The 26,833-nt window shown below is 60.1% G+C and carries 24 protein-coding genes; 19 read left to right on the forward strand and 5 right to left on the reverse strand.

The annotated features are described in order from the left end of the window. Positions 1 to 105 precede the first annotated feature (105 nt). The 9 genes from PMI01S_RS07955 to PMI01S_RS07995 all read left to right on the forward strand — a co-directional run bounded on the left by PMI01S_RS07955 (position 106) and on the right by PMI01S_RS07995 (position 10,825). Positions 106 to 837 carry a response regulator gene (locus PMI01S_RS07955; protein WP_007903365.1) on the forward strand — a complete coding sequence of 244 codons (732 nt, stop codon included), beginning with the start codon at positions 106 to 108 and terminating at the stop codon, positions 835 to 837. Next, positions 827 to 2,296, forward strand: a complete 1,470-nt coding sequence (locus tag PMI01S_RS07960; protein ID WP_084319023.1) for an ATP-binding protein — start codon at positions 827 to 829, stop codon at positions 2,294 to 2,296. Before PMI01S_RS07955 ends, PMI01S_RS07960 begins: the two co-directional genes overlap by 11 nt. A gap of 225 nt (positions 2,297 to 2,521) precedes the next feature. Then, complete coding sequence (locus PMI01S_RS07965) at positions 2,522 to 3,781, forward strand: D-mannose isomerase (RefSeq protein WP_084319025.1); 1,260 nt, start codon at positions 2,522 to 2,524, stop codon at positions 3,779 to 3,781. Positions 3,782 to 3,898: 117 nt separating this feature from the next. After that, the gene (locus PMI01S_RS07970) at positions 3,899 to 5,206 is read left to right on the forward strand and encodes an ABC transporter substrate-binding protein (protein ID WP_084319027.1); all 1,308 of its coding nucleotides are present in this window, start codon (positions 3,899 to 3,901) and stop codon (positions 5,204 to 5,206) included. 159 nt (positions 5,207 to 5,365) lie between these two features. Continuing rightward, entirely contained in the window at positions 5,366 to 6,274 is a 909-nt protein-coding gene (locus PMI01S_RS07975; protein ID WP_084319029.1) for a carbohydrate ABC transporter permease, read from the forward strand. After that, the gene (locus PMI01S_RS07980) at positions 6,267 to 7,112 is read left to right on the forward strand and encodes a carbohydrate ABC transporter permease (RefSeq protein WP_084319031.1); all 846 of its coding nucleotides are present in this window, start codon (positions 6,267 to 6,269) and stop codon (positions 7,110 to 7,112) included. Before PMI01S_RS07975 ends, PMI01S_RS07980 begins: the two co-directional genes overlap by 8 nt. Positions 7,113 to 7,116: 4 nt before the next feature. Continuing rightward, positions 7,117 to 8,277: an ABC transporter ATP-binding protein gene (locus tag PMI01S_RS07985; RefSeq protein ID WP_084319033.1), complete on the forward strand. Its 1,161-nt coding sequence runs from the start codon at positions 7,117 to 7,119 to the stop codon at positions 8,275 to 8,277. A gap of 193 nt (positions 8,278 to 8,470) precedes the next feature. Further along, positions 8,471 to 9,817, forward strand: coding sequence for a carbohydrate porin (locus PMI01S_RS07990; protein WP_084319035.1), 1,347 nt, complete (start codon positions 8,471 to 8,473; stop codon positions 9,815 to 9,817). Positions 9,818 to 9,970: 153 nt separating this feature from the next. Further along, positions 9,971 to 10,825, forward strand: coding sequence for a D-hexose-6-phosphate mutarotase (locus tag PMI01S_RS07995; RefSeq protein WP_084319036.1), 855 nt, complete (start codon positions 9,971 to 9,973; stop codon positions 10,823 to 10,825). Between the two features lie 142 nt (positions 10,826 to 10,967). On the opposite strand, the gene PMI01S_RS08000 is transcribed toward PMI01S_RS07995, so the two are convergent. Beyond that, positions 10,968 to 11,828: a MurR/RpiR family transcriptional regulator gene (locus tag PMI01S_RS08000; protein WP_173667542.1), complete on the reverse strand. Its 861-nt coding sequence runs from the start codon at positions 11,826 to 11,828 to the stop codon at positions 10,968 to 10,970. A gap of 226 nt (positions 11,829 to 12,054) precedes the next feature. Between PMI01S_RS08000 and zwf the strand changes: the two genes are divergently transcribed. The 4 genes from zwf to PMI01S_RS08020 all read left to right on the forward strand — a co-directional run bounded on the left by zwf (position 12,055) and on the right by PMI01S_RS08020 (position 15,898). Further along, positions 12,055 to 13,524, forward strand: a complete 1,470-nt coding sequence (gene zwf / locus PMI01S_RS08005) for a glucose-6-phosphate dehydrogenase (RefSeq protein WP_084319038.1) — start codon at positions 12,055 to 12,057, stop codon at positions 13,522 to 13,524. Next, entirely contained in the window at positions 13,511 to 14,224 is a 714-nt protein-coding gene (gene pgl / locus PMI01S_RS08010) for a 6-phosphogluconolactonase (protein ID WP_084319040.1), read from the forward strand. Before zwf ends, pgl begins: the two co-directional genes overlap by 14 nt. 17 nt (positions 14,225 to 14,241) lie before the next feature. Then, complete coding sequence (locus tag PMI01S_RS08015) at positions 14,242 to 14,907, forward strand: bifunctional 4-hydroxy-2-oxoglutarate aldolase/2-dehydro-3-deoxy-phosphogluconate aldolase (protein WP_017340425.1); 666 nt, start codon at positions 14,242 to 14,244, stop codon at positions 14,905 to 14,907. Between the two features lie 265 nt (positions 14,908 to 15,172). Further along, the gene (locus PMI01S_RS08020; RefSeq protein WP_084319042.1) at positions 15,173 to 15,898 is read left to right on the forward strand and encodes an intradiol ring-cleavage dioxygenase; all 726 of its coding nucleotides are present in this window, start codon (positions 15,173 to 15,175) and stop codon (positions 15,896 to 15,898) included. A gap of 2 nt (positions 15,899 to 15,900) precedes the next feature. Here the strand turns inward: PMI01S_RS08020 and PMI01S_RS08025 are convergent, their stop codons facing one another. Further along, entirely contained in the window at positions 15,901 to 17,082 is a 1,182-nt protein-coding gene (locus PMI01S_RS08025; RefSeq protein ID WP_084319044.1) for an aminotransferase class V-fold PLP-dependent enzyme, read from the reverse strand. A gap of 9 nt (positions 17,083 to 17,091) precedes the next feature. Next, positions 17,092 to 17,328, reverse strand: a complete 237-nt coding sequence (locus PMI01S_RS08030; RefSeq protein WP_003213031.1) for a DUF3820 family protein — start codon at positions 17,326 to 17,328, stop codon at positions 17,092 to 17,094. A gap of 203 nt (positions 17,329 to 17,531) precedes the next feature. Between PMI01S_RS08030 and PMI01S_RS08035 the strand changes: the two genes are divergently transcribed. The 4 genes from PMI01S_RS08035 to PMI01S_RS08050 all read left to right on the forward strand — a co-directional run bounded on the left by PMI01S_RS08035 (position 17,532) and on the right by PMI01S_RS08050 (position 21,261). Continuing rightward, on the forward strand, positions 17,532 to 17,999 hold the full coding sequence (locus PMI01S_RS08035) for a PA2169 family four-helix-bundle protein (RefSeq protein ID WP_084319046.1): 468 nt from the start codon (positions 17,532 to 17,534) through the stop codon (positions 17,997 to 17,999). A gap of 212 nt (positions 18,000 to 18,211) precedes the next feature. Continuing rightward, positions 18,212 to 20,200 (forward strand): FUSC family protein, encoded by a 1,989-nt coding sequence (locus PMI01S_RS08040; RefSeq protein WP_084319048.1) that lies wholly within the window; start codon positions 18,212 to 18,214, stop codon positions 20,198 to 20,200. Further along, the gene (locus PMI01S_RS08045) at positions 20,187 to 20,393 is read left to right on the forward strand and encodes a DUF1656 domain-containing protein (protein WP_084319049.1); all 207 of its coding nucleotides are present in this window, start codon (positions 20,187 to 20,189) and stop codon (positions 20,391 to 20,393) included. Before PMI01S_RS08040 ends, PMI01S_RS08045 begins: the two co-directional genes overlap by 14 nt. 10 nt (positions 20,394 to 20,403) lie before the next feature. Beyond that, entirely contained in the window at positions 20,404 to 21,261 is an 858-nt protein-coding gene (locus PMI01S_RS08050) for an efflux RND transporter periplasmic adaptor subunit (RefSeq protein WP_084319051.1), read from the forward strand. A gap of 50 nt (positions 21,262 to 21,311) precedes the next feature. Here PMI01S_RS08050 and PMI01S_RS08055 read toward each other — a convergent pair whose 3' ends face one another. After that, positions 21,312 to 21,782 (reverse strand): MaoC family dehydratase, encoded by a 471-nt coding sequence (locus tag PMI01S_RS08055; protein WP_084319053.1) that lies wholly within the window; start codon positions 21,780 to 21,782, stop codon positions 21,312 to 21,314. Between the two features lie 41 nt (positions 21,783 to 21,823). Continuing rightward, positions 21,824 to 22,768 carry an alpha/beta hydrolase gene (locus PMI01S_RS08060; protein ID WP_084319055.1) on the reverse strand — a complete coding sequence of 315 codons (945 nt, stop codon included), beginning with the start codon at positions 22,766 to 22,768 and terminating at the stop codon, positions 21,824 to 21,826. Between the two features lie 227 nt (positions 22,769 to 22,995). On the opposite strand from PMI01S_RS08060, the gene fadD2 reads away from it, so the two are divergent. Together fadD2 and fadD1 are read left to right on the forward strand one after the other, a co-directional pair. Further along, positions 22,996 to 24,684, forward strand: a complete 1,689-nt coding sequence (gene fadD2 / locus PMI01S_RS08065) for a long-chain-fatty-acid--CoA ligase FadD2 (RefSeq protein ID WP_084319057.1) — start codon at positions 22,996 to 22,998, stop codon at positions 24,682 to 24,684. A gap of 360 nt (positions 24,685 to 25,044) precedes the next feature. After that, entirely contained in the window at positions 25,045 to 26,745 is a 1,701-nt protein-coding gene (fadD1, locus tag PMI01S_RS08070) for a long-chain-fatty-acid--CoA ligase FadD1 (protein ID WP_084319059.1), read from the forward strand. Positions 26,746 to 26,833: the final 88 nt, after the last annotated feature.

The raw sequence follows: 26,833 nt of genomic DNA on the forward strand, positions 1-26,833 counted from the left end.
CCCCTGTAGGAGCCGGCTTGCTGGCGATGGGGCCAGAACAGACACCAACGATTTATGATCGATCAGGCATAATCCGCCCAATTCAAACAACAAGGACGCCGCCCCGTGAGCTCAGTCAACAAGTCGATTTTGTTGGTCGATGACGATCAAGAGATACGCGAGTTGCTGGACACCTACCTGACCCGCGCGGGTTTTCAGGTGCGTACCACGCCCGATGGCGCCGGTTTCCGCCAGGCGTTGAACGAGGCGCCGAGCGATCTGGTGATCCTCGACGTGATGCTGCCCGACGAAGACGGTTTCAGCCTCTGCCGCTGGATTCGCCAGCATCCGCGTCAGGCGCAGGTGCCGATCATCATGCTCACTGCCAGCTCCGATGAAGCCGACCGCGTCATCGGTCTGGAGCTGGGCGCCGACGACTACCTCGGCAAACCCTTCAGCCCCCGTGAATTGCAGGCGCGCATCAAAGCCTTGTTGCGCCGCGCGCAGTTCGGTCAGGAGCGTTCCGGCAGTGAAGTGCTGGCGTTCGATGACTGGCGTCTGGACATGGTCAGCCATCGGCTGTTCCACATCGACGGCGAGGAAGTGATTCTCTCTGGCGCCGATTTCGCCCTGTTGAAACTGTTCCTTGATCACCCGCAGGAAATCCTCGACCGCGACACCATCGGCAACGCCACCCGTGGCCGCGATCTGATGCCGCTGGACCGGATCGTCGACATGGCAGTCAGCCGTTTGCGCCAACGCCTGCGCGATACGGAAAAGCCGCCACGGCTGATCCGCACCGTGCGCGGCAGTGGCTACCAACTGGCAGCCAATGTGGTTGCCAGCAATGGTCACTGAGTTTTTCCGCAAGCTCGCGGCCAAGGTGCCAGTGCCACGTTCGCTGCTCGGGCGGATGTTGTTGCTGACCCTGCTGGCGGTGCTGTTCGCCCAGGCGCTGTCGAGTGTGATCTGGGTCTCGCAACTGCGGGCCACGCAGCTTGAAGGCCTGGTCACCAGCGCCCGCAGCCTCGCCCATTCGATGACTGCCAGCGTCAGTTACTTTCGTTCGTTGCCGGTCGCGTTCAGGCCGCTGGTGCTCGACCAGTTGCGCAGCATGGGCGGCACCCGTTTTGTCGTGACCCTCAATGACAAACCCTTGGGCATGGAAGTGCTGCCGGTTACCCCGCGCAAAGAAGCCGTGCTCAAAGCGGTGGACGAAGTGCTGCGCCAGTCGCTCGGCCAGGACACGGATATTTCGGTGACGTTCGTGAGTCCCGAAGACCTGCGGATTTTCAACGGTGGCCTGAAACTCGATGAGCTGCCGCGCTCCTGGGCGCATTACGCGTTGACCCTGGAACCGGTGAATCCGCCGGTGCTGGTCACGCAAATCCAGATGGCGCCGGGCGAGTGGCTGTACATCGCCTCGCTGTTGCCCGAGCCCTACACCAGCCTTGAAGAGCAGGGGCTGCCGGCGCAGCAAGTCTGGTTCATCGTCCTCACCAGCGGTTTTTTGCTGTTGTTCATCGGCCTGCTGGTGCACTGGCAGAGCCGGCCGCTCAAGCGTCTGGCGCGTGCTGCGCGGGACATGTCCCTCGGTGCCGAAGTCGAACCGGTGGCGGAGGGCGGCGGCAGTGAGGTGGTTGAAGTGGGTCGCGCCTTCAACGCCATGCGCGAACGCATCAGCCGTTACCTGACTGAACGCAGCCAGTTGTTCAGCGCGATTTCCCATGATTTGCGCACACCGATTACACGACTGCGACTGCGGGTGGAATTGCTCGAAGACGAAAAGCTGCAAGCCAAGTTCGGCCGCGATCTAGATGAGCTGGAGCTGCTGGTCAAAGGCGCGTTGCAATGCGTGAAAGACACAGACATCCACGAAAACATCGAGCAGGTGGATCTTAACCATGTGCTCGATTGCCTGGTGGAGCCGTATCTGGCGCCCAACGGCAACGGTCGCGTGACTCAGCAGGGCCGGGCGCTGGCGGCGTATCCGGGCAAACCGCTGGCGCTCAAGCGCTGCATCGGCAACCTGATCGACAACGCCCTGAAGTACGGGCAGAACGCGCACCTGTATATCGATGACGACGAGAACGCGTTTGTTCTGCATGTCGATGATGAAGGGCCGGGCGTGCCGGAGCAGCGGCTGGAGCAGGTGTTCGAGCCACACTTTCGCCTGGCCGGGCAGCAGCAGGGTTATGGGTTGGGGTTGGGCATTGCGCGCAATATTGCCCATAGTCATGGCGGGGAAGTCAGCCTGCAGAATCTGCGTGAAGGTGGATTGCGGGTGACCCTCCAATTGCCTCGATCAATCGACTGACACACAACCCCGTAGGAGCCGGCTTGCTGGCGATCAGCGATAACGCGGTGTGCCTGACACACCGCGTTATCGCTGATCGCCAGCAAGCCGGCTCCTACACAAACGACCAGGCGCCACGCCCGAGAATTGTCACGGGTTGGTGACATAACTCGCCCCCTTCGTTACAAGCCCGCCACTGCCCGTTGTTTAGACTGCCCGCAGTCATAACAACAAAAAAGGCACCCCATGGACACCTTCCAACCCGCCTTCAGCAGTTGGCTGAACGCACCGGCCCATCAGCAGTGGCTCGCCGCCGAAGGCCTGCGCCTGCTGGCGTTTGCCAAGGCATCGAAGCTCCCCGAAGGCTTCGGCAATCTCGATGAAAAAGGCCGGCTCCCGGCCGGCGCCCACGCCGAAACCATGAACACCGCACGCATGACCCACAGCTTCGCCATGGCGCACATCCAGGGCCTGCCGGGTTTCGCCGAGCTGGTGGATCACGGCATCAATGCCCTTCGCGGGCCGTTGCGCGATGCCGAACATGGTGGCTGGTTCGCCACTGCGCATCCTCTTGATGACAACACCGGCAAGGCCGCTTACCTGCACGCCTTCGTTGCCCTGGCCGCCAGTTCCGCCGTGATTGCGCAGCGTCCCGGCGCGCAAGCCTTGCTCGATGACGCGATCAACATCATCGACACGCATTTCTGGAGCGAAGAGGAGGGCGCGATGCGCGAATCCTTCAATCGCGACTGGAGTGAAGAAGAACGCTATCGCGGCGCCAACAGCAACATGCACGCCACCGAAGCCTTCCTCGCCCTGGCCGATGTCACGCAAGACAATCGCTGGTTGTGCCGCGCGCAACGGATCGTCGAGCGCGTGATCCACGGTCACGCCGCCGCCAACGATTACCTGGTGGTCGAGCATTTCGACCGCGACTGGCAGCCGCTGCGCGAGTACAACCACGACAACCCGGCCGACGGTTTCCGTCCTTACGGCACCACGCCGGGCCACGGCTTTGAATGGGCCCGGCTGTTGCTGCACCTCGAAGCCGCGCGAGTACAGGCCGGGATGCTGACGCCGGGGTGGCTCGCCACCGACGCGCAAAAACTCTTCGAGCACAACTGCCGCCACGGCTGGGAGGTCGACGGGCTGCCCGGGATTGTCTACACCCTCGACTGGGACAACCGCGCGGTGGTTCGCCATCGCCTGCACTGGACCCATTGCGAAGCCAGCGCCGCCGCCAGCGCGTTGCTCAAACGCACGGGCGAGGCGCATTACGAAACCTGGTACCGACTGTTCTGGGAATTTTGTGACAGTCATTTCATCGACCGTTGCGATGGCAGTTGGTATCACGAGCTCGATCCGCAGAACCGCCCGAGCGCCGATATCTGGGCCGGCAAACCCGATCTCTATCACGCCTGGCAAGCCGTGCTTATTCCGCGCCTGCCACTGGCGCCGAGCATGGCCAGTGCCTTGGCGAGGTTGTCCCAGAGCGGTTCTATGTAACCATGCGGTGACATTCACGCGTCCCTTCGTTACCTGCGAGGGGATGACTCCTGTTTAAAATCCAATACAGCGCAAGCACCAGACTTGCATGCATAACAACAAGAAAGGTACTTCTAGATGAACGCGATTTCTCGCCTCGCTACTGTCATTTCTCTCGCGTCGCTGCTTCCCCTCAGTGCATTTCCCCTCAGTGCCCTTGCCGCCGATTCCAAAGGTTCAGTGGAAGTCGTTCACTGGTGGACGTCGGGTGGTGAAAAAGCAGCGGTCGATGTCCTCAAGGCTCAAGTCGAAAAAGACGGCTTCACCTGGAAGGACGGCGCAGTCGCCGGGGGTGGCGGTTCCACGGCCATGACCGTACTGAAAAGCCGCGCCGTCGCCGGTAACCCACCGGGCGTTGCACAGATCAAGGGGCCGGACATCCAGGAGTGGGGCAGCACTGGTCTGCTCAGCACCGACACCCTGAAAGACGTTTCCAAGTCTGAAGGCTGGGATAACCTGCTGATCAAGAAAGTCTCCGACACCGTCAAATACGAAGGTGACTACGTTGCTGTTCCGGTGAACATTCACCGTGTGAACTGGCTGTGGATCAACCCACAAGTGTTCAAGAAAGCCGGCATCGACAAAGCACCGACCACCCTCGAAGAATTCTACGCCGCTGGCGACAAGCTCAAGGCCGCCGGCTTCATCGCGCTCGCCCACGGTGGCCAGCCTTGGCAGGACAGCACCGTGTTTGAAGACGTGGTGCTCTCGGTCATGGGCGCCGACGGTTACAAAAAAGCCCTGGTAGACCTGGATCAGAAAACCCTCTCCGGGCCTGAAATGACCAAGTCGTTCACCGAGCTGAAAAAACTCACCGGCTACATGGACCCGAACCGCGCCGGTCGTGACTGGAACATCGCTGCCGCCGACGTCATCAACGGCAAGGCCGGCATGCAGATGATGGGTGACTGGGCGAAAAGCGAATGGACCGCGGCCAACAAAGTCGCCGGCAAGGACTACCAGTGCGTGCCGTTCCCGGGCACCGAAAAAGCCTTCACCTACAACATCGACTCGATGGCTGTATTCAAGTTGAAAGCTGATCGCAAGGGTGACATCGCCGCCCAGCAAGACCTGGCCAAGGTCGCTCTGGGTACCGATTTCCAGAAAGTCTTCAGCATCAACAAGGGTTCGATCCCGGTCCGTACCGACATGCTGAACGAGATGGACAAGCTCGGTTTCGACGCCTGCGCTCAAACCGCCGCCAAGGACTTCCTGGCGGACGAGAAGACCGGCGGCCTGCAACCGAGCATGGCGCACAACATGGCCACTTCCCTGGCTGTGCAAGGCGCGATCTTCGACGTGGTCACCAACTTCATGAACGACAAGAACGCTGACCCGGCCAAGGCCAGCGCGCAACTGGCATCGGCTGTCAAAGCCGCCCAGTAATCCCGAGCGCCACGGGTTGACCTGTGGCCTCATTCGACGCGCTCTCCTGTAGGAGCCGGCTTGCTGGCGAGGCGGTGTGCCTGACACACCTCGCCGCCTGAATCGCTAGCAAGCCAGCTCCGACAGATTGCTCTTCAATTCTTACACTGGATTATCCCGATGAGCTCTGTGGCGGTTTTCAGCAAAGCCTCACCGTTCGATGCGCTGCAACGCTGGTTACCCAAGTTGGTACTCGCGCCAAGCATGCTCATCGTGTTGGTTGGTTTCTACGGTTACATCATCTGGACATTCGTACTGTCCTTCACCAATTCCAGCTTCATGCCGAGCTACAAATGGGTCGGCCTGCAGCAATACATGCGCCTGATGGACAACGACCGCTGGTGGGTCGCGAGCAAGAACCTCGCGCTCTTCGGCGGCATGTTCATCGGCATCAGCCTTGTCCTGGGCGTGTTCCTCGCGGTGCTGCTGGACCAGCGCATTCGCAAGGAAGGCTTCATCCGCACCGTTTACCTGTACCCGATGGCGCTGTCGATGATCGTCACCGGTACCGCCTGGAAATGGCTGCTCAACCCAGGCCTGGGCCTGGACAAAATGCTGCGTGACTGGGGCTGGGAAGGCTTCCGTCTCGACTGGCTGGTGGATCAGGATCGCGTGGTTTACTGCCTGGTGATCGCCGCTGTGTGGCAAGCCTCCGGGTTTGTGATGGCGATGTTCCTGGCCGGTCTGCGCGGTGTCGATCAATCGATCATCCGTGCCGCGCAAGTCGACGGTGCGAGCCTGCCGACCATCTATTTGAAGATCGTCCTGCCGAGCCTGCGCCCGGTGTTTTTCAGCGCCTTCATGATCCTTGCGCACATCGCGATCAAGAGCTTCGACCTGGTGGCGGCGATGACGGCGGGCGGTCCCGGCTACTCGTCCGACCTGCCGGCAATGTTCATGTACTCCTTCACTTTCAGCCGTGGCCAGATGGGCATCGGTTCGGCCAGCGCCATGCTGATGCTCGGTGCCGTGCTGACCATCCTCGTGCCGTACCTGTACTCCGAGCTGCGAGGCAAACGCCATGACTAATCAACTCGGAAAACCGACGCTGAGTTTCAGTCGCATCGCGATTTACGCCACGCTTCTGCTGGCTGCTGCGGTGTACCTGATTCCGCTGATCGTGATGCTGCTGACCAGCTTCAAATCCCCGGAAGACATCCGTACCGGCAACCTGCTGAGCTGGCCGACCGTCATTGACGGCATCGGCTGGATCAAGGCCTGGGATGTGGTCGGCGGCTACTTCTGGAACTCGGTGAAAATCACTGTGCCAGCGGTTCTGATCTCGACCTTCATCGGTGCCATGAACGGTTACGTGTTGTCGATGTGGCGCTTCCGTGGCTCACAGTTGTTCTTCGGCCTGCTGCTGTTTGGCTGCTTCCTGCCATTCCAGACCGTGCTGCTGCCGGCGTCGTTCACCCTCGGCAAGTTCGGCCTGGCCAACACCACCACAGGTTTAGTGCTGGTACACGTGGTCTACGGCCTGGCGTTCACCACGCTGTTCTTCCGCAACTACTACGTGAGCATTCCGGATGCGCTGGTCAAGGCTGCACGCCTGGATGGCGCAGGCTTCTTCACGATTTTCTGGAAGATCCTGCTGCCGATGTCGATCCCGATCGTGATGGTCTGCCTGATCTGGCAGTTCACCCAGATCTGGAATGACTTCCTGTTCGGCGTGGTCTTCGCCAGTGGCGATGCCCAGCCAATTACCGTGGCCCTGAACAACCTGGTCAACACCAGCACCGGGGCCAAGGAATACAACGTTGATATGGCTGCCGCGATGATCGCCGGGCTGCCGACACTGCTGGTCTACATATTCGCTGGCAAGTATTTCCTGCGTGGGCTGACGTCCGGCGCGGTCAAGGGGTAGAAACATGGCAACTCTCGAATTACGCAACGTCAACAAGACCTACGGCACCGGTTTGCCGGACACCCTGAAAAATATCGAACTGAAGATCGATGACGGTGAGTTCCTGATTCTGGTCGGCCCGTCGGGCTGCGGTAAATCCACACTGATGAACTGCATCGCCGGTCTGGAAAACATCAGCGGCGGCGCGATCCTGGTGGATGACGCCGACATCAGCGGCATGAGCCCGAAAGATCGCGACATCGCCATGGTGTTCCAGTCCTACGCGCTGTACCCGACCATGAGCGTGCGCGACAACATCGCCTTCGGCCTGAAGATCCGCAAAATGCCCGCCGCTGAAATCGACGAAGAAGTCGCTCGCGTCTCCAAGCTGTTGCAGATCGAACATCTGCTCAGCCGCAAGCCCGGACAGCTTTCCGGTGGTCAGCAACAGCGCGTGGCGATGGGCCGTGCCCTGGCGCGGCGGCCGAAGATTTACCTGTTCGACGAACCGCTGTCCAACCTCGACGCCAAGCTGCGCGTCGAGATGCGCACCGAAATGAAACTGATGCACCAGCGCCTGAAAACCACCACGGTCTACGTGACCCACGACCAGATCGAAGCGATGACGCTGGGCGACAAGGTGGCGGTGATGAAGGACGGGATCATTCAACAGTTCGGCACGCCGAAAGACATCTACAACAACCCGGCCAACCTGTTCGTGGCGAGCTTCATCGGTTCACCGCCGATGAACTTCATTCCCCTGCGTTTGCAACGCAAGGACGGTCGTCTGTTGGCGCTGCTCGACAGCGGTCAGGCGCGCTGCGAGTTGCCGTTGGGCATGCAGGATGCCGGTCTGGAAGACCGCGAAGTGATCCTCGGCATGCGCCCTGAGCAGATCGTGCTGGCGGGCAGCGAGCCGAATGGTTTGCCGACCATTCGCGCCGAAGTGCAGGTCACCGAGCCGACCGGTCCCGACACGCTGGTGTTCGTCAATCTCAATGAAACCAAGGTCTGCTGCCGTCTGGCGCCGGACGTTGCACCGGCCGTGGGCGAGACCCTGACGCTGCAATTCGATCCATCGAAAGTGTTGTTGTTCGATGCCAAGACCGGGGAACGCCTGGGGGTGGCCGGTCAACCGCAACTCGAAGCACGAGCTGCCAACGTGACCCAGTTCAAAGGCCGCTGAAGATCAATTGCAGGAGCCGGCTTGCTGGCGATAGCGGTGTGTCATTCAACGCAAATGTCGACTGACACACCGCTATCGCCAGCAAGCCGGCTCCTGCAAGGGGGAATCCGCGGCGGGTGGCCTGTCATCCGTCGCAACTGATGTAACCGCGTTAAATAAAAACAGTTAATAACAATAAAACGAGGATGTAGGGATGAAGAAGAACAACAGCGCTCAGCTTATCTGCCAGTTGTCAGCGATTGCGGCAATGATGCTGGCCGGCAGTGTGCACGCGGCTGACGCGTTCAGCGCCGATTCCGAATGGATGACCGGTGATTGGGGTGGTGAGCGGACCAAGCTGATCGAGCAAGGCATCGACATCAAGATGGACTACGTCGGTGAAGTGGGCGGCAACCTTCACGGCGGCTACAACAATGACAAGACAGCGCGTTACGCCGACCAGTTTGGCCTGGGCGTGGCGCTGGATCTGCAAAAGCTGTGGGGCTGGGATAACACCCAGGCGAAGATCCAGCTGACCAACCGTAACGGTGAGAACATCTCCAATGACCGTGTCGGCGACCCGCGTGCCGGCACCTTGAGTTCTTCCCAGGAAGTCTACGGTCGTGGCCACATGGTCCGACTGACCCAGTTGTGGATCAAACACCAGTTCCTCGACGGTAAACTGGACGTCAAGGCGGGTTACTTCGGCGAAGGCGAAGACTTCAACACCTTCCCTTGCGAGTTCCAGAACCTGGCGTTCTGCGGTTCCCAGGTGGGTAACTGGGCGACCAATATCTGGTACAACTGGCCGGTCAGTCAGGCCGCGATCCGTGTGAAGTACAACATCTCGCCCGAGTTCTATGCGCAGATCGGCGCCTACAACCAGAACCCGTCGCAACTGGAGCACGGCAACGGCTTCAAGCTCAGCGGCAGTGGTACCAAGGGCACCGTGTTGCCGGTCGAACTGGTCTGGTTGCCTAACCCGAACAACCTGCCGGGCGAATACCGTGTCGGTTACTACAAAAGCACGGCCAGCGCCGATGACGTTCGTGAAGACGACAACGGCAATGATGCGGCAACCAGCGGCAACGCTTACCGCAGCCACAGCAGCAAGTCCGGCTACTGGTTCGTGGCGCAACAACAGCTGACCGACCACAACGGTGACAAGAGCCGCGGCCTGACCGTTTCGGCCAACGCCACGTTCCACGACAAGGACACCAACATCGTCGACAACTATCAGTCGCTGATGTTTGTGTACAAGGGCCCGTTCGATGCTCGTCCGAAAGATGACGTCGGTATCGGTTTCGCCCGTATCCATGTCAACGATGACGTGAAGAAAAACGCCGAGCTGGTCAACGCCTCCAATGGTGTCACCCAGTACGAAGATCCACGCTTTGCGCCACTGCGTGACACTGAATACAACTACGAGATCAACTACGGCTTCCACGTTACCAACTGGCTGACCGTGCGTCCCAACCTGCAATACATCACTCACCCGGGCGGTGTGGATGAAGTCGACAACGCGCTGGTGGCCGGCCTGAAAATTCAGTCGGTGTTCTAACGCTGTTGCGATAAGCTCCTCTCTATGTGCGCATTTTTGCGGACAGCCCAGGCTGTCCGCTTTTTTTTGTGGTATGCCAACGCACACCTGTGGCGAGGGGATTCACTGGGCACAAGAGTATGAGTACATCCATGATTTTCAGGACCGTGGCACATGCATGAGCATCCGCTACAACGCTTCTTCAAATCCTTGCGCGAACGTCCGGTGTTTGCGTGGGAGCGCTATCAGATGCGCGACGTGCTGGTGATCGATCATCCCCTGTGTCAGGCGGTGTTCAGTCGGCAGGGCGCGCAATTGCTGCACTTCCAGCCCAAAGGGCAGAAACCCTGGCTCTGGTGCGCGGCGAAGTGGCCGCATGTCGGCGCGATTCGCGGCGGCGTGCCGGTGTGTTGGCCGTGGTATGGCCGGCATCCGAGTGAAAACGCGTGGCCGTCCCATGGCTGGGCGCGGTTGCTGGACTGGAAACTGCTCGACAGTCGCCATGACGAAGAGGGCGTGCACCTGCATTGGCAACTGCAGTTGTGTGACTGGCAAGTGGACCTGCATGCCCACCTTGGCGAACGCATGGAATTGCGCCTGAGCACCGAGCATCAGGACAGCCTGCCGTGCCAATTGAGTCAGGCGTTGCATGCCTATTGGCGTATCGGTGACGTCGGTGAGGTAGCGCTGTCTGGGCTCGACGGTGCGCAAGGTTACGACCAGTTGAACCGCCAGGTTTGCCAGCAGGAAGGCGAGTTGCGGGTAGAGGGTGGCTGTCAGCGAGTGTTCCAGCATGACGGCGAATTGCAGCTCAAGGATCACGCCTGGCAGCGGGAATTGTGCATTGATACCGGGGATGATGCGGACACGGTGGTCTGGCATCCCGGGACGCGTCCACTATTGGGCGTCAGTTGGAACGAGATTTCCGAGTTTGTCTGTGTGGAAGCGGCGAGTGGCGGGACCGATAGCCTGAGCCTGGCGCCGGGGCAGAAGGCTCATCTGAGTTTGCAGGCGCGGGTGGGGGCATGATTTTTTGGTGTTGCCGCCGACCCCTTCGCGAGCAAGCCTGCTCCCACAGTTGACCAGGTTCCTTGAGTTGGAATGGGGTCGAATGTGGGAGCGGGCTTGCTCGCGAAGGTGGCCTATCAGGCAACGAAGAACTCGGGCGATATCAGTTGAACTCATCCCCAATCGGATACCGACTGGCATTCAGACTCTCTTTGATCTTGCGCAGATGCGGCTGGAAGTCCACGCCACGGCGCAACGTCATGCCGGTCGCCAGCACGTCCAGCACGGTGAGCTGAATGATCCGCGACGTCATCGGCATATAGATGTCGGTGTCTTCCGGCAGCGGAATGTTCAGGCTCAGCGTACTGGCCTTGGCCAGCGGCGAGCCTTCGGCGGTCAGCCCAAGCACCGAGGCGCCGTTTTCCCGGGCGATGCGCGCCACTTCCACCAGTTCGCGGGTGCGGCCGGTGTAGGAAATGATCACGAACAGCTCGCCGGTGTGGGCCACCGAAGCAATCATCCGTTGCATCAGCACATCGGCATGGGCGGTGACTGCCAGGTTGAAGCGGAAGAATTTGTGCTGCGCATCCAGTGCCACCGGGGCCGAGGCGCCGAGGCCGAAGAAGTGGATCTGCCGGGCCTGAATCAACAGGTCGACGGCGCGGCTGATCAGGTTCGGGTCCAGCGCCTGCAAGGCACTGTCCAATGACGCGATGGCGCTGCCGAAAATCTTCTTGGTATAGGCTTCCGGATTATCGTCGGCCTCGACCGCGCGGCTGACATAAGCGGCGCCACTGGCCAGGCTCTGGGCCAGCTGAAGCTTGAGTTCCGGGTAGCCGCTGACGCCGAACGAGCGGCAGAAACGGTTCACTGTCGGTTCGCTGACCTTGGAGGCCTGGGCGAGGGCGGCGATGCTGAACCGGGTGGCCTGCTCTGGGTTGAGCAGGATCACTTCGGCGACTTTGCGTTCCGCCTTGTTCAGGTCTTCAAGGCGATTCTGGATTTGTTCCAGTAAATTTCGCACGCGGTCCATATGATTTCCTAGGTTTTGCAATGCAAATAAGGGCTCGGCTATGCAAATTGGGCCTTTGATGCGGCCCCAAGCGGTGGCCTATCCTACTGATGGCTCCGACCGACCACCACTCGGAATCTGTATTTTGCGAAAATGTTGTGGTTATTACTACATTTTCTCTTGAGCGATGCCTTGAAAAAAGGTATTTGTAGCTTAACTTGATAAAAGAACAAACATCATGCCTTCGATTACGGTTGAACCGTGCACCTTTGCCTTGTTCGGCGCCCTTGGCGATCTGGCCTTGCGCAAGCTGTTTCCTGCCCTTTATCAACTCGATGGCGCAGGCCTGCTGCACGAGGAGACGCGCATCATCGCGCTGGCCCGTGAGCCCGGCAGCGAGCAGGAACATCTGGCGTTCATCGCTTCCGAGCTGCGCCGCTACGTCGGCGCCAAAGAGCTGGACGAAGCGGTGGTCGAGCGTTTTCTGGCCCGCCTGACCTATCTGCACGTCGACTTCCTCAAGTCCGAAGACTATGTGGCCCTGGCGGAAATGGCCGGCAGCGCCCAGCGAGTGATCGCCTACTTCGCCACGCCGGCCGCTGTTTACGGTGCGATCTGCGAGAACCTGGCGAAGGTCGGTCTGGCCGAGAACACCCGTGTGGTGCTGGAAAAACCCATCGGTTCGGACCTCGAATCCTCGCGCAAGGTCAACGACGCCGTGGCGCAGTTCTTCCCGGAGAACCGCACCTACCGCATCGACCACTACCTGGGCAAAGAGACCGTTCAAAACCTCATCGCCCTGCGTTTTGCCAACAGCCTGTTCGAAACCCAGTGGAACCAGAATTACATCTCCCACGTGGAAATCACCGTGGCCGAGAAGGTCGGCATCGAAGGCCGCTGGGGCTACTTCGACAAGGCCGGTCAGCTGCGGGACATGATCCAGAATCACCTGCTGCAACTGCTCTGCCTGATCGCCATGGACCCGCCGGCCGACCTGTCTGCCGACAGCATCCGCGACGAGAAAGTCAAAGTGCTCAAGGCACTGGCGCCGATCAGCCCGGAAGGCCTGACCACCCAAGTGGTGCGCGGCCAGTACATCGCCGGTTACAGCGAAGGCAAACCGGTGCCGGGCTACCTCGAAGAACCGAACTCCAACACCCAGAGCGACACCGAAACCTTCGTCGCTCTGCGTGCCGACATCCGCAACTGGCGTTGGGCCGGCGTGCCGTTTTATCTGCGCACCGGCAAGCGCATGCCACAGAAACTGTCGCAGATCGTCATCCACTTCAAGGAACCGTCGCACTACATCTTCGCCCCGGAGCAGCGCCTGCAGATCAGCAACAAGCTGATTATCCGCCTGCAACCGGACGAAGGCATTTCCTTGCGCGTGATGACCAAAGAACAAGGCCTGGACAAGGGCATGCAGCTGCGCAGCGGTCCGTTGCAGCTGAATTTTTCCGACACCTGGCGCAGCGCACGGATTCCCGATGCCTACGAGCGGTTGTTGCTGGAAGTGATGCGCGGCAATCAGAACCTGTTTGTCCGTAAAGATGAAATCGAAGCCGCGTGGAAGTGGTGTGACCAGTTGATCGCCGGGTGGAAGAAATCCGGTGATGCGCCCAAGCCGTACGCGGCAGGGTCCTGGGGGCCGATGAGCTCCATTGCTCTGATCACGCGGGACGGGAGGTCGTGGTATGGCGATATCTGATTTGAAACTGCCTCAGGGCGTCAGCGCCCATGAGTTCAAGAGCCCGGTGCTGCTGGCCGATGGTTTGGCGCTGAAAGTGGCCAAGCAACTGAGTGACGCTATCGACGCTCGCGGGACCGCGACGCTGGTGGTGTCCGGTGGACGCAGCCCGGTGGCGTTTTTCCAGAACCTGGCGAAGCAGAAGCTGGACTGGTCCAAGGTCGTCGTGACTCTGGCCGATGAGCGTTGGGTGCCGGTGGAACACGCCGACAGCAACGCCGGTCTGCTCAAGCGTTACCTGTTGCAAGGTCTGGCGGCCAAGGCTCAGTTCCTGAGTCTGTACAGCGCCAGCGCCAACCTTGATCAAGCGGCCGAGCAAGCCGACCGGTTGCTCGCCGAGTTGCCTGCTATCGACGTGCTGGTACTGGGCATGGGCGACGACGGCCACACCGCGTCGTTGTTCCCGAACAGCCCGAACCTGGCCGACGCCTTGAAAGTCGACGGCACGCGTCGTTGCTACCCGATGCTGGCACCGACCGTGCCGCATCAGCGCCTGACCATGAGTCGCGCGTTGCTGGCCTCGGCCAAACACACCGTTCTATCGATTTCCGGTCAGTCCAAGCTGACCACCCTGAGTGCCGCATTGGCCGGTGACGATGTCGCCGCCATGCCGATTCGCGCGTTTCTGCAACCTACGTTAGAGATTTACTGGTGCCCATGAGCCAAGGAACAGCCGCTATGACAACCCCATCCCCGACCGTTTCCATGGCGGACAAAGTTGCCCTGATCGACAGTCTCTGCGCCAAGGCGCGGATTCTGCCGGTGATCACCATTGCTCGCGAACAGGACGTGCTGCCGCTGGCCGACGCCCTCGCGGCCGGTGGCCTGACAGCCCTGGAAGTGACCCTGCGTTCGCAGTTCGGCCTCAAGGCCATCCAGATCCTGCGCGAGCAGCGTCCGGAGCTGGTGACCGGTGCCGGCACGGTGCTCGATCGCCACATGCTGGCCGCTGCTGAAGCGGCGGGTTCGCAGTTCATCGTCACGCCGGGCATCACCCGTGACTTGCTCGAAGCCAGCGTCGATAGCCCGATTCCGCTGTTGCCGGGCATCAGCAACGCCTCGGGCATCATGGAAGGCTACGGCCTGGGCTATCGCCGCTTCAAACTGTTCCCGGCGGAAGTCAGCGGCGGCGTCGCAGCAATCAAAGCCCTGGGCGGCCCGTTCGGCGAAGTGAAATTCTGCCCGACCGGCGGCGTCAGCCCGGCCAACATCAAGAGCTACATGGCGTTGAAAAACGTGATGTGCGTGGGCGGTAGCTGGATGCTTGATCCGGAGTGGATCAAGAACGGCGACTGGGCCCGCATTCAGGAATGCACCGCCGAGGCCTTGGCGCTGCTGGACTGATCTGCTTTTACCTGACACTTCGTTGTGTGTTCTACGGCTTTAACGGTGCGCTTGGTCGGTGCACCGTTTTTTTTTGCCCAACGAAAAACCATTTTCCGTAGGAGCCGGCTTGCTGGCGATGGTATCGACTCGGTCTGTCAGATGCACCGAGTCGATACCATCGCCAGCAAGCCGGCTCCTATGGGACACCACGCGATACATAGTTACCGCATCTCGCCGCTCGTCCGGCGTTAACCTGCGTTCATCTTATGGAAGAGAGAACGTCATGGACGACAACACCTTGGTTACATCCGCACAACCGGCTTGCCTGCTGTCACCCGAACAGATCGCCGGCCCCTATTTTCGAAACCCGAAACTGATCAGACGAAACATCAGCGAAGGCCTGGACGGTGTTCCCCTGGTGCTGAAACTGACGATCGTCGATGCGATGACCGGGCAGCCGGTCAACGGCGCCATCGTCGATATCTGGCATTGCAATGCACGTGGTGCGTATTCGGGCTGGAGCAAGATCGACCCGGACAAGGAAGTCGATGACGGCGCTATCGGCGCGATCCCGCGTACCGACGACGATACGTATCTGCGCGGCGGGCAGTTCACGGATCAGAACGGCATCGTGCGCTTTACCACGATCTATCCGGGGTTCTATGCCGGACGCGCGCTGCACATCCACGTGGCAGTCCGAGTCACCGCTGGCAACAACTATCTTGAAGAGCGGCATGTCGCCTGGGTCGGCCAGTTGTACTTCCCCGAAGTAGCCTCGCGCTCGGTCCTCAACACCCGGCAATACAGCGGCCGAACCGTCGCACCACTGACCAACGATCAGGACGTTCTCTATGAAACCATGGGCGGCGAAGCCTCGACCCTGACCGTTCACACCCTCAGCCGAGACTCGAAAGAAGACGGATTTTTCGGGCACATGACCATCGGCATCGATACGTTCGCGGCGTCATCGCAGATCAAACCGGAGGACTTCGACAAGTACACCGTGTGACGTCAGCGCAGTTCGCTCAACGCGTTGCTCAGCCTATCCATCTGCGCCGCAGTGCTGGTCAGCCCCGGTGTGATGCGGATGCACGGGCCAGACGCCGCACCGCTGCGCGTCACGGTAAACAGGTTGTAGTCCTTGAGCAGCCGTTCGGCCATTGCCTGCTGATCGGCGTGCCGGGTAAAGCGCATCGCCGTGATGCCGCAATACAGCCGAGGGTCGTCCGGGGTCATGACTTCGATGCCCGGCAAATCACGCACTGCGCTGACCCAACGGTTACGCAGGTAATTGAGCCGAGTGCCCTTGGCGGTCGAGCCGCCCATGGCCCGATGCTCCTCGAACACCAGCGGCAGCGTCAGCAGTGCCGGGATGTTGGGCGTGCTGTACGGCGTGCGGGCGCGAATGTCGGTGATCGGGAAATGCATCTCGCCCATGTCCGGGTCGATGTCGGCCAGGCGCTCCGGAGCGATATACAGGAAGCCCAGGGTCAGCGGCGCACCGATCCACTTGTGCAGGTTATAACCGGCGAACGCGACGCCGAGGTCATCAAGGTTGAATTCGATCTGGCCCAGTGCATGAGCGCCATCGAGGATCACGTCGATACCCTGTTCTTTGGCGGCAGCGACAATGGCCTTCACTGGCATCACCAGCCCGGTGCGGTGAGTGACGTGGGTCAGCGCCATCAGCTTGAGCTTTGGATAACGCGCGAAGGTCTCGCGGTAAGTGGCCAGCAGACTGTCGAAACTGGCGGGGTGCGCGTGATCGATCTCGATCACTTCAGCACCGCGATGGCGCGCGAGCCAGCGCATGGCGCCTTTGACCGTGTCGTACTCCAGATCACAGATCAGCACCTGATCGCCCGGTTGCAGGCGATTGTAATTGCGGATCAGCGATTGCAGAGCATCCGACGCATTGCGCGTGAAGGCAACGGAATCGGTCGTCACGCCTATCAGTGCCGCGAGCTGTGCAGCGATCGCAAGGCTTTGGCCCTGTTCGAAGCGCTGGCGCACGTGCACCGAGTTGCTGCGGTTGATGAGTTCGATGTTGCGTTGGTATTCCTCGACCACCGTGCGCGACATGCGGCCGAAGTAACCGTTCTCGAGGTTGATCGGGCCGGGTTCGACGGCATAGCGGTCGGCAAAGGTCTGCCAAAACATTTCATCACGGGCGCGGCGGGTGTTATCGGGCATGGGGACGACTCAGTGGCGAGGGGCAGGTTTGCCATGTTTGGCGCGCAGAGGCTCAAGCAACTCCGACAGGCCGTTGTGATCGATTTCCTGCATCAGGGCCAGCAAGCCGCCCAGTTCGCCATGGGGGAAACCTTCCCGGGCGAACCAGTTCAGGTAGGGGCCGGGCAGGTCGGCAATGATGCGGCCCTTGTATTTGCCGAAGGGCATTTCACGGGTAATCAGCAGTTCGAGCTTTTCAGGGTTCATCAGTCAGTCGTCTTGAATCGGTCAGTCTGGAAAATACAGGCATTCTGCATGCAGGCCAATTGACAGATCATGCAAATAACGCGGATACAGATGGCGGTTAAAAAGTTAACTAATTGAAATATAAGAAATAAATTACCAATTCGAAGCTGGCATGCAGGGTGCAACAGCTATTGCATCTTTCATCAACCCGTGAGGAATTGAAAATGACCGACATGAATAAAGAAGCGATCTCTGTACTCAACGACCTGATCGAAACCAGCAAAGACGGTCAGGAAGGGTTCAAGACTTGCGCTGAAGACATCAAGCACCCAGAACTGAAATCGTTGTTCGCCAAACGTTCCGCCGACTGCGCCACTGCGGCCTCGGAACTGCAAACTGCCGTGCGCTCGATGGGTGGAGATCCGGAAACGTCCACCAGCGTCAGCGGTGATCTGCACCGTCGCTGGGTAGACGTGAAAGCGATGTTCACCGGCAAGGATGAAGAAGCCGTGCTGAACGAAGCCGAACGCGGTGAAGACCATGCGCTGAAGGCTTACAAAGAAGCCATGGAAAAAATCAACAAGCACAACCTGGTGGGCATCCGTGACCTGGTTGAACGTCAGTATCACGGCGTGCAACGCAATCACGATCAGGTGAAAGCCCTGCGTAACCAGGCTCGCGCACGCTCGTAAGCGCGCAACACCTGTCAGAAACGCCAGCCAGTCTGGCGTTTTTTTGTGCCCGCGAATTAACACGGTAATTGCCCTTGTAGGCGCGGGCGAAGGCTGCGATCTTTTGACGGTATAGAGTTCGCCGAACAGCACGATCAAAAGATCGTCCGAACGCGGCCCGAGCCTTCGGCAGCTCCTACAATCGTTAAACCGTGCCTTCAAGAGAGCTTTACGTGCCTATCACTTTGCAGGCTTTGTTTGCGCCTGACCGCCATGCCCTGCAGTTCGCAATCAAGACCCTGCTCGGCGGCGGCCTCGCGCTGTGGCTGGCATTGCGCTGGGGGCTGGAGCAACCGGCCTGGGCATTGATGACGGCGTTCATCGTCGCTCAGCCACTGTCCGGGATGGTGGTGCAAAAGGGCCTGGCGCGGCTGTTGGGGACGCTGATCGGAACGATCATGTCGGTGGTGTTCATGAGCCTGTTCGCCCAGACGCCATGGTTGTTTCTTCTGGCATTGGCGCTGTGGCTCGGGCTGTGTACGGCGAGTTCGACGTTGCTGCGCAGTGCCTGGTCCTATTCGTTTGTGCTGGCCGGTTACACGGTCGCAATCATCGCGTTGCCGGCCATTACCCATCCGCTGACGGTGTTCGATCAAGCCGTGGCGCGCTGCACGGAAATCTGTCTGGGCATTCTCTGTGCCACCGCCGCCAGTGCTTTGCTGTGGCCGATGCGGGTCGAGCGACAACTGGCGGATCAGGCGCGAGCGGCTTGGCAGAGCGGGATGAATGCCGCGCGCGCGACGTTGGCCGGCGATGGTCAGGCGCGCAAAGGGCTGCTGGAAATCCTCGGTCGAATCGTCGCGGTGGATGCTCAGCGCGAGCACGCCTGGTTCGAAGGCGGGCTGGGCCGGCAACGTGCGCGGGCCATCAGCGGGCTGAGTCAGAAACTGTTGATGCTGCTGCGCATCGCCCGTTCGGTGCGGCGGCAGTGGAAGCAGTTGGAGCCATTGGAAGCCGAACAGTTGGCGCCGTGGATGACCGAAGTTCAGGAAGCACTCGCCAGCCCGGATACCGCGACGTTGCAAGCCTTGCGACCGCGCCTGCTCGATGCGTCCCATGACCCTCGGATCAGCTCAGCGCAAAGTTATTGCCTGGTCCGATTCACCCTGCTGATGGACACCGCGATGGCGGCGAGTACGGCATTGCGTGCGGTGGAGGAGGGCCAGGAAACCGTCGACCCGCCGCGCACCCTGGCACCGCACCGCGACCTGTCATTGGCGCTGGTCTTCGGGGCGCGCAGTGCATTGGCGTTTCTGGTGGTGTCGTGTTTCTGGCTGGCGACTGCCTGGCCCGCCGCCTCAGGCGCATTGGTGCTGACTTGCGTGGTGTGCAGCCTGTTCGCCAGTCGCGAGAACGGCGCGCAGATCGGCATGAGTTTCATGCGCGGAATTTTTCTGGCGATCCCGGCGGCGTTTATTGTCGGGCAGATTCTGCTGCCGCAATGGAGTGGTTTTGCGCTGCTGTGCATGGGCATGGGCGTGCCGTTGTTTTTCGGCGCGCTGGGCATGGCCAAGCCACAGATCGGCGCCACGGCGACTTCGTTCTGCCTGCACTTCATCGTGCTGGTCTCGCCGCTCAATGCGATGAAGTTCGATGTCGCAACGTTCTTCAACAGCGCTCAAGCCATGGTGGTGGGCGTCGGCGCGGCGGTGTTGGCGTTTCACTTGCTGATCCTGCGCAACCCGGCCTGGCACGGGCGACGTTTGCTCGCGGCGACTCTCGACGATCTGGTGCGCCTGACCCGACGCAATCTGCGCGGTGCCGAAAGCTGGTTCGGCGGGCGCATGGCCGACCGTTTGCTGCAACTGGCGCGGCACTATCCGGAGCTACCGGAGCCGGCGCGCAGTCGTTGGGATGACGGCTTGCTCGGTCTGGACATCGGCGATGAACTGCTGCATTTGCGCTTGAGCCTGGCGGTGGCTCAGGTGCCGGTCAGTGCGCCGCAGCGGCGCTATCTCGAGGCACTGGAAAAAGCCCTCGAGCAAGGCCCGAGCGGTCGTTGTGCCGATGCCTTGGAACAACCCAGCCAAGAATTCTTGAAAACCTTGTTCGCGTTGCCGCCCAGCGATGCCGTGAAACTGGCCCAGGGCGCCGTGCTGCAATTGCAGAACAGCTGGCGCGCCTGGTGTCGTCAACAGGAGCAAAGCCATGGGCTTGCGTGAATGGTCGGTGGGCGGCGTGCTGCTCAGTCCGTTTCTGATTTATGTGCTGCTGGCGCTGCTCGTCACCGCAGGCTTGCACCTGTTGTTGCGCCTGACTCCGGTCGGTCGCTGGATCTGGCACGAAGCGCTATTCGATTGCGCCTTGTACGTCTGTGTATTGACCCTGATCACCGTCGTCCTCGGACCTTTATAAGGAGTTGAACATGCGTACCTCCGTACGTGTCGCGGTTACCCTGTGCCTGGTGGCGGTGGCGATTTTTGCCGGTTTCCATTTGTGGCAGTACTACATGCTCACGCCGTGGACCCGGGACGCGAGGATTCGCGCCGACGTGGTGGTGATCGCCCCGGATGTGTCGGGTTGGGTGCGTGAGCTCAAGGCCTTCGATAACCAGAAGGTCAAGGCCGGCGACCTGTTGCTGAGCATCGACCGCGACCGGTTCGAAGCCGCGCTGGAGAAGGCGCAAGCGGTGGTGCAGACCCGTCAGCAGCAACTCAACCTGCGCGAGCGCGAAGCCAGCCGTCGCGCCAGCCTCGGGCCGCAAGCGATCAGTGCCGAGCTGCGCGAGAATGCGCAAATCAACGCCGGCATCGCTCGTGGCGAACTGCGTGAAGCCCAGGCCGAAGCCAAGGTCGCCGAACTCAACCTCGCCCGCAGTCAGGTCCACGCGCCACGTAGCGGACACATCACTAACCTGCGTCTGGCCCAAGGCAATTACGTGAATGCCGGACAACCGGTGATGGCGTTGATCGATGATTCAACGTTTTATGTGCAGGCGTATTTCGAAGAAACCAAACTGCCGCGGATTCGCGTCGGCGACCCGGTGAAGGTCTGGTTGATGAGTGCGGGCGAGGCGCTGCAAGGGCAGGTGGAAAGCGTCAGCCGCGGGATCACCGATCGCAACACCACGCCGGATGGGCAGTTGCTGGCGGAGGTGGAGCCGACGTTCAACTGGGTGAGGCTGGCGCAGCGCATTCCGGTGCGGATCAAACTGGACAAAGTGCCCGAGGGGATCAATTTGAGTTCGGGGATGACAGCGAGTGTGCAGGTGCAGGAGCAGTAGAAGTCCTTGTGGCGAGGGGGCTTGCCCCCTCACCACAGGGGAGCGGTGGATCAGCCGATGCTGATTGCCGGCAGTTTCGGCAATGTCACGGTCTGCTGTTTACGCGGCGCCAGAATCTCCGCCTCACCATCCACTACCAACTCATCGCGCTGATTGAACACACGGGTGGCAATGCGCACACGAAACTTCGGCAGCTTCTCCAGGATTTCCAGGCGCACCGTCAGCGTGTCGCCAATTTTCACCGGCTTCTGAAAGCTCATCTGCTGACCGATATAAATGGTGCCCGGCCCAGGTAATTCACAGGCAACGGCTGCGCTGATCAGTGCACCGCTGAACATGCCGTGAGCGATACGTTCCTTGAACATGGTGCCGGCGGCGAATTCAGCGTCCAGGTGCACCGGGTTGTGGTCACCGGACATCGCGGCGAACAGTTGAATGTCGCGCTCTTCGACCGTCTTGGTGTAGCTCGCGGTCTGCCCGACTTCAAGGGCTTCGTAAGGGGTGTTGGTAACCTGGGTCATCGGTCTCAATTCCTGTGACAAATAAAAAAACCACAAAAAAACTATTCGGATCGGGGTGGGCGGCGGTGGCTCAGGGCTTGCGCGATCCAGCTCAACACGTCGGCCGTCACTTCATCGCGATTGCTCTCGTTGAACAGTTCGTGCCGTGCCTGCGGGTAAATCGTCAGTTGCAGACTCTGGCTGCCAGCGGCACGTAGCGCATTGGCCAGATCTTTCAGACGCTTGCCTTCACTCACCGGATCACATTCGCCGCCAATCACCAGCAACGGCAGGCCCGGATCAATCTGAGCGAGATTGGACGCTTTGCTGATTTGCTGCAAGCCGCCAAGCAAGTCGATCCAGAACTGATTGGTGCAGCGAAAGCCGCAGAGCGGGTCGCGGGCGTACTTGTCGACTTCGGCCGGGTCGCGGCTGAGCCAGTCGAACGCGGTGCGGGCCGGTTTGAACTTCTTGTTGAACGAGCCGAACGACAGCCATTCGATCAGCGCGCTGCGCCCCTTCGGCCCTTGGCGCAAGCGTTCGAGGCGCGCGATTTGCCGGGCGGCGCGATAAAGCGCAACCGGTTGAAAGTTCGAACCACTGAGGACCGCGCCATACAGGCTGGCGCTGTGATGCAGCAGATAGGCCTGGGCGATGTAACTGCCCATGCTGTGGCCGAGCAGCACGATCGGCACGCCGGGATGTTGCTGGCCGATGTGCTGATTGAGGCTGGCCAGGTCACCGACCACCTTGCACCAGCCTTCGTCATCGGCGAAATGACCGAGAGTCCCGTTTTCGGCAGTTTTGCCATGTCCACGCAAGTCTGGTGCGTAGACGCCATAACCCTGTTCACAGCATTTTTCGGCCAGGCGGGCATAGCGACCACTGTGCTCGGCCATGCCGTGGGCCAGCAGGATCACGGCTTTCAACGGCGCGGCAGGCAGCCACTGGTTGACGAAGAGGCGGCTGCGGTCACTCGCGGTCAACCAGAAGGTGTCGTGGATCATGGCGATTCCTTTGCATGGGCTCGGTGCATTGTATAGCGCATCCTTCGCCAGACGTCTGATCAGGCCACGCCACGGCACCAAGATTCACAGGATCAATGACGGGCGTTGGCATATTTGCCTGTTTCGTCATAGCTGCTAGTGTCCGTGAAGCTCCGCTTTTTGCTTTCTGTTTTTCAGACAGCGCAGAGAGTGGCCCCGGATAGGTTCAGGTAAAGAGGACAAGAACAATGCAACCTGATTTCTGGAATGACAAACGCCCGGCCGGCGTACCCCTGGACATCGATCAAGGGGCTTACAAGTCGGTGATCGAGGTGTTCGAGCGTTCCTGCAAAAAATTTGCGGACCGCCCGGCCTTCAGCAACATGGGCGTGACCCTGACCTACGCCGAACTGGAACGCTACAGCGCCGCGTTCGCCGGTTACCTGCAAGCCCATACCGACCTGGTGCCGGGGGATCGCATCGCGGTGCAGATGCCCAACGTCCTGCATTACCCGATTGCCGTGTTCGGTGCGTTGCGCGCCGGGCTGATCGTGGTCAACACCAACCCGCTGTACACCGCGCGGGAGATGCGTCATCAGTTCAAGGATTCCGGTGCCCGGGCGCTGGTCTACCTGAACGTGTTCGGGCAGAAAGTCCAGGAAGTGCTGCCCGACACCGACCTCCAGTACCTGATCGAAGCGAAGATGGGCGACATGATGCCCGCCGCCAAGGGCTGGCTGGTCAACACCCTGGTGCGCAAGGTCAAGAAAATGGTCCCGGACTATTCCTTGCCGCAAGCCGTTTCCTTCAAGAGCGCGTTGCGCCTGGGCCGGGGCCTGGGCATCAAGCCGCTGAACGCCGGTCTCAACGATATCGCCGTGCTGCAATACACCGGCGGCACCACCGGCCTGGCGAAGGGCGCGATGCTGACCCACGGCAACCTGGTGGCAAACATGCAGCAGGCGCGGGCGTGCCTGGGGCAGTTCGGCAGCGATGGCCAGCCGCTGCTGCGCGAAGGTCAGGAGGTGATGATCGCGCCGCTGCCGCTGTACCACATCTATGCCTTCACCGCGAATTGCATGTGCATGATGGTGACCGGCAACCACAACGTGCTGATCACCAATCCGCGAGACATTGGCGGTTTCATCAAGGAACTGAAGAACTGGCGGTTTTCGGCCCTGCTGGGCCTTAACACGCTGTTTGTCGCGTTAATGGACCATCCGGATTTCAAGACCCTGGATTTCTCCAGCCTCAAACTGACCAACTCCGGTGGCACTGCGCTGGTCAAGGCCACCGCCGAGCGCTGGGAGCAACTGACCGGTTGTCGCATCACCGAAGGCTATGGCCTGACCGAAACCTCGCCGGTGGCGTGCACCAACCCGTACGGCGACAAATCGCGGATCGGCACGGTCGGCCTGCCGGTGCCGGGCACGACGTTGAAAGTCATCAATGACGAAGGCATCGAGCAACCGCTGGGCGAGCGCGGCGAACTGTGCATCAAGGGCCCGCAGATCATGAAGGGCTATTGGCAGAAACCCGAAGCCACCGCCGAAGTGCTGGATGCCGAAGGCTGGTTCAAGTCCGGCGACATCGCGGTGATCGACCCGGACGGTTTCGTGCGCATCGTCGATCGCAAGAAAGACATGATCATTGTCTCGGGTTTCAACGTGTACCCGAACGAGATCGAAGACGTGGTGATGGCTCACCCGAAAGTCGCCAACTGCGCGGTCATTGGTGTGCCGGACGAGCGTTCGGGCGAGGCGGTGAAGTTGTTTGTGGTGGCGCGTGAGTCGGGGGTCAGCCTTGAAGAGTTGAAGGCCTACTGCAAGGAAAACTTCACGGCGTACAAAGTGCCCAAGCACATCGTGTTGCGTGAGTCGTTGCCGATGACGCCGGTGGGCAAGATTCTGCGGCGGGAGCTGCGGGATATCGCCTGATCGGTCATGGATCTGGGCGGTGCCAAAAGATCGCAGCCTTCGGCAGCTCCTACAGGGAATCGTATTCCTCCGTAGGCGCTGCCGAAGGCTGCGATCTTTTGCTTTGATGCCCCGGTTTTCGGGGCTTTTAGCGTCTTATAGAATCTTTGCTCTAAAATGACTGCTTGTTATTCTTGAGTCACCAATGTGACTGTAGAGGCTGCTTTTGGCTCTAGTCGGCCCTTGGCAAAGCTGCTACTCTCGGCGCGCTTTGGGACCTCTCGGCCAGCTTCAACAGCCAGACTCACCCATAATCAAACACCAATAATAACCGCATCAAAATGCGGTATTTGAATTCGCGTTGCTGAGGAGTGGGCTTCCATGATCGAAGACTTCTGGAAGGATAAGTACCCTGCCGGGATTGCTGCCGACATCAATCCGGACGAGTATCCGAATATTCAGGCAGTGCTGAAACAGTCCTGCCAACGCTTCGCCGACAAACCGGCTTTCAGCAACCTGGGCAAGACAATTACCTACGGTGAACTGTACGAATTGTCCGGCGCCTTTGCCGCTTACCTGCAACAGCATACCGACTTGCAGCCGGGCGATCGAATCGCCGTGCAGTTGCCTAACGTCTTGCAGTACCCGGTCGCTGTGTTCGGTGCCATTCGCGCCGGGCTGATCGTGGTCAATACCAACCCGCTGTACACCGCGCGGGAAATGGAACACCAATTCAACGACTCCGGCGCCAAAGCCCTGGTGTGCCTGGCCAACATGGCGCACCTGGCCGAGACCGTCGTGCCGAAAACCGGCGTCAAGCATGTCATCGTCACCGAAGTGGCGGACCTGTTGCCGCCGCTCAAGCGCCTGCTGATCAACAGCGTCATCAAGTACGTGAAGAAGATGGTCCCGGCGTATCACTTGCCAAAGGCCGTCAAGTTCAACGACGTGTTGAGCAAGGGCCATGGCCAGCCAGTGACGGAAGCCAACCCGGCCAGCAGCGACGTGGCGGTGCTGCAATACACCGGCGGCACCACTGGCGTGGCGAAGGGCGCAATGCTGACCCATCGCAACCTCGTCGCCAACATGCTGCAGTGCAAGGCGCTGATGGGTTCCAACCTCAACGAAGGTTGCGAGATCCTGATCACGCCGCTGCCGCTGTACCACATCTATGCGTTCACCTTTCATTGCATGGCGATGATGCTGATCGGCAACCACAACATCCTGATCAGCAACCCGCGTGACCTGTCGGCGATGGTCAAGGAACTGTCGAAGTGGAAGTTCAGCGGCTTCGTCGGCCTGAACACGCTGTTCGTTGCCCTGTGCAACAACGAAGGTTTCCGCAAACTGGATTTCTCGGCGCTGAAAGTCACCCTGTCCGGCGGCATGGCCCTGCAACTGGCGGCGGCCGAACGCTGGAAAGCGGTCACCGGCTGCGCCATCTGCGAAGGTTACGGCATGACCGAAACCAGCCCGGTGGCGACGGTGAACCCGATCCAGAACATCCAGATCGGTACCATCGGTATCCCGGTTCCGTCGACCCTGTGCAAAGTCATCGACGATGCCGGCGTTGAACAGCCGATGGGCGAAATCGGCGAGTTGTGCGTGAAAGGTCCGCAAGTGATGAAAGGCTACTGGCAGCGCCAGGATGCCACCGATGAAATCCTCGACAGCGAAGGCTGGTTGAAGACCGGTGACATCGCGCTGATCCAGCCGGATGGCTACATGCGCATCGTCGATCGCAAGAAAGACATGATTCTGGTGTCCGGTTTCAACGTGTACCCGAACGAGCTGGAAGACGTGCTCGCGACCCTGCCGGGCGTGCTGCAATGCGCGGCCATCGGCGTGCCGGACGAGAAGTCGGGCGAGGCGATCAAGATTTTCATCGTCGCCAAACCGGGCGTGACGCTGACCAAGGAACAGGTGATGGAGCACATGCGCGCCAACGTCACCGGCTACAAGGTGCCGAAAGCCGTGGAGTTCCGCGATGCGCTGCCGACCACCAACGTGGGCAAGATCCTGCGTCGGGAATTGCGTGATGAAGAGCTGAAGAAGATCAACGCGAAGAAAGTAGGCGCGTAAATAAAAAGCCCCGCAGATGCGGGGCTTTTTGTTACCTGACAGTAAAAAATTCTGCGTCTGTCAGACCGCTTTCGCGAGCAAGCCCGCT

This window comes from Pseudomonas migulae NBRC 103157 (assembly GCF_002091715.1).
Taxonomy (GTDB): domain Bacteria; phylum Pseudomonadota; class Gammaproteobacteria; order Pseudomonadales; family Pseudomonadaceae; genus Aquipseudomonas; species Aquipseudomonas migulae_A.

What these genes read in the sequence shown, in the direction of transcription:
- PMI01S_RS08060 (WP_084319055.1), bottom strand. Translation starts at nt 22,768, where the DNA reads ATGATCCACGACACCTTCTGGTTGACCGCGAGTGACCGCAGCCGCCTC.
- pgl (WP_084319040.1), top strand. Translation starts at nt 13,511, where the DNA reads ATGGCGATATCTGATTTGAAACTGCCTCAGGGCGTCAGCGCCCATGAG.
- PMI01S_RS07990 (WP_084319035.1), top strand. Translation starts at nt 8,471, where the DNA reads ATGAAGAAGAACAACAGCGCTCAGCTTATCTGCCAGTTGTCAGCGATT.
- PMI01S_RS08030 (WP_003213031.1), bottom strand. Translation starts at nt 17,328, where the DNA reads ATGAACCCTGAAAAGCTCGAACTGCTGATTACCCGTGAAATGCCCTTC.
- PMI01S_RS07995 (WP_084319036.1), top strand. Translation starts at nt 9,971, where the DNA reads ATGCATGAGCATCCGCTACAACGCTTCTTCAAATCCTTGCGCGAACGT.
- fadD2 (WP_084319057.1), top strand. Translation starts at nt 22,996, where the DNA reads ATGCAACCTGATTTCTGGAATGACAAACGCCCGGCCGGCGTACCCCTG.
- fadD1 (WP_084319059.1), top strand. Translation starts at nt 25,045, where the DNA reads ATGATCGAAGACTTCTGGAAGGATAAGTACCCTGCCGGGATTGCTGCC.
- PMI01S_RS08050 (WP_084319051.1), top strand. Translation starts at nt 20,404, where the DNA reads ATGCGTACCTCCGTACGTGTCGCGGTTACCCTGTGCCTGGTGGCGGTG.
- PMI01S_RS07985 (WP_084319033.1), top strand. Translation starts at nt 7,117, where the DNA reads ATGGCAACTCTCGAATTACGCAACGTCAACAAGACCTACGGCACCGGT.
- PMI01S_RS07980 (WP_084319031.1), top strand. Translation starts at nt 6,267, where the DNA reads ATGACTAATCAACTCGGAAAACCGACGCTGAGTTTCAGTCGCATCGCG.
- zwf (WP_084319038.1), top strand. Translation starts at nt 12,055, where the DNA reads ATGCCTTCGATTACGGTTGAACCGTGCACCTTTGCCTTGTTCGGCGCC.
- PMI01S_RS08020 (WP_084319042.1), top strand. Translation starts at nt 15,173, where the DNA reads ATGGACGACAACACCTTGGTTACATCCGCACAACCGGCTTGCCTGCTG.
- PMI01S_RS07975 (WP_084319029.1), top strand. Translation starts at nt 5,366, where the DNA reads ATGAGCTCTGTGGCGGTTTTCAGCAAAGCCTCACCGTTCGATGCGCTG.
- PMI01S_RS08035 (WP_084319046.1), top strand. Translation starts at nt 17,532, where the DNA reads ATGACCGACATGAATAAAGAAGCGATCTCTGTACTCAACGACCTGATC.
- PMI01S_RS08045 (WP_084319049.1), top strand. Translation starts at nt 20,187, where the DNA reads ATGGGCTTGCGTGAATGGTCGGTGGGCGGCGTGCTGCTCAGTCCGTTT.
- PMI01S_RS07965 (WP_084319025.1), top strand. Translation starts at nt 2,522, where the DNA reads ATGGACACCTTCCAACCCGCCTTCAGCAGTTGGCTGAACGCACCGGCC.
- PMI01S_RS08055 (WP_084319053.1), bottom strand. Translation starts at nt 21,782, where the DNA reads ATGACCCAGGTTACCAACACCCCTTACGAAGCCCTTGAAGTCGGGCAG.
- PMI01S_RS08015 (WP_017340425.1), top strand. Translation starts at nt 14,242, where the DNA reads ATGACAACCCCATCCCCGACCGTTTCCATGGCGGACAAAGTTGCCCTG.
- PMI01S_RS07970 (WP_084319027.1), top strand. Translation starts at nt 3,899, where the DNA reads ATGAACGCGATTTCTCGCCTCGCTACTGTCATTTCTCTCGCGTCGCTG.
- PMI01S_RS07960 (WP_084319023.1), top strand. Translation starts at nt 827, where the DNA reads ATGGTCACTGAGTTTTTCCGCAAGCTCGCGGCCAAGGTGCCAGTGCCA.
- PMI01S_RS08025 (WP_084319044.1), bottom strand. Translation starts at nt 17,082, where the DNA reads ATGCCCGATAACACCCGCCGCGCCCGTGATGAAATGTTTTGGCAGACC.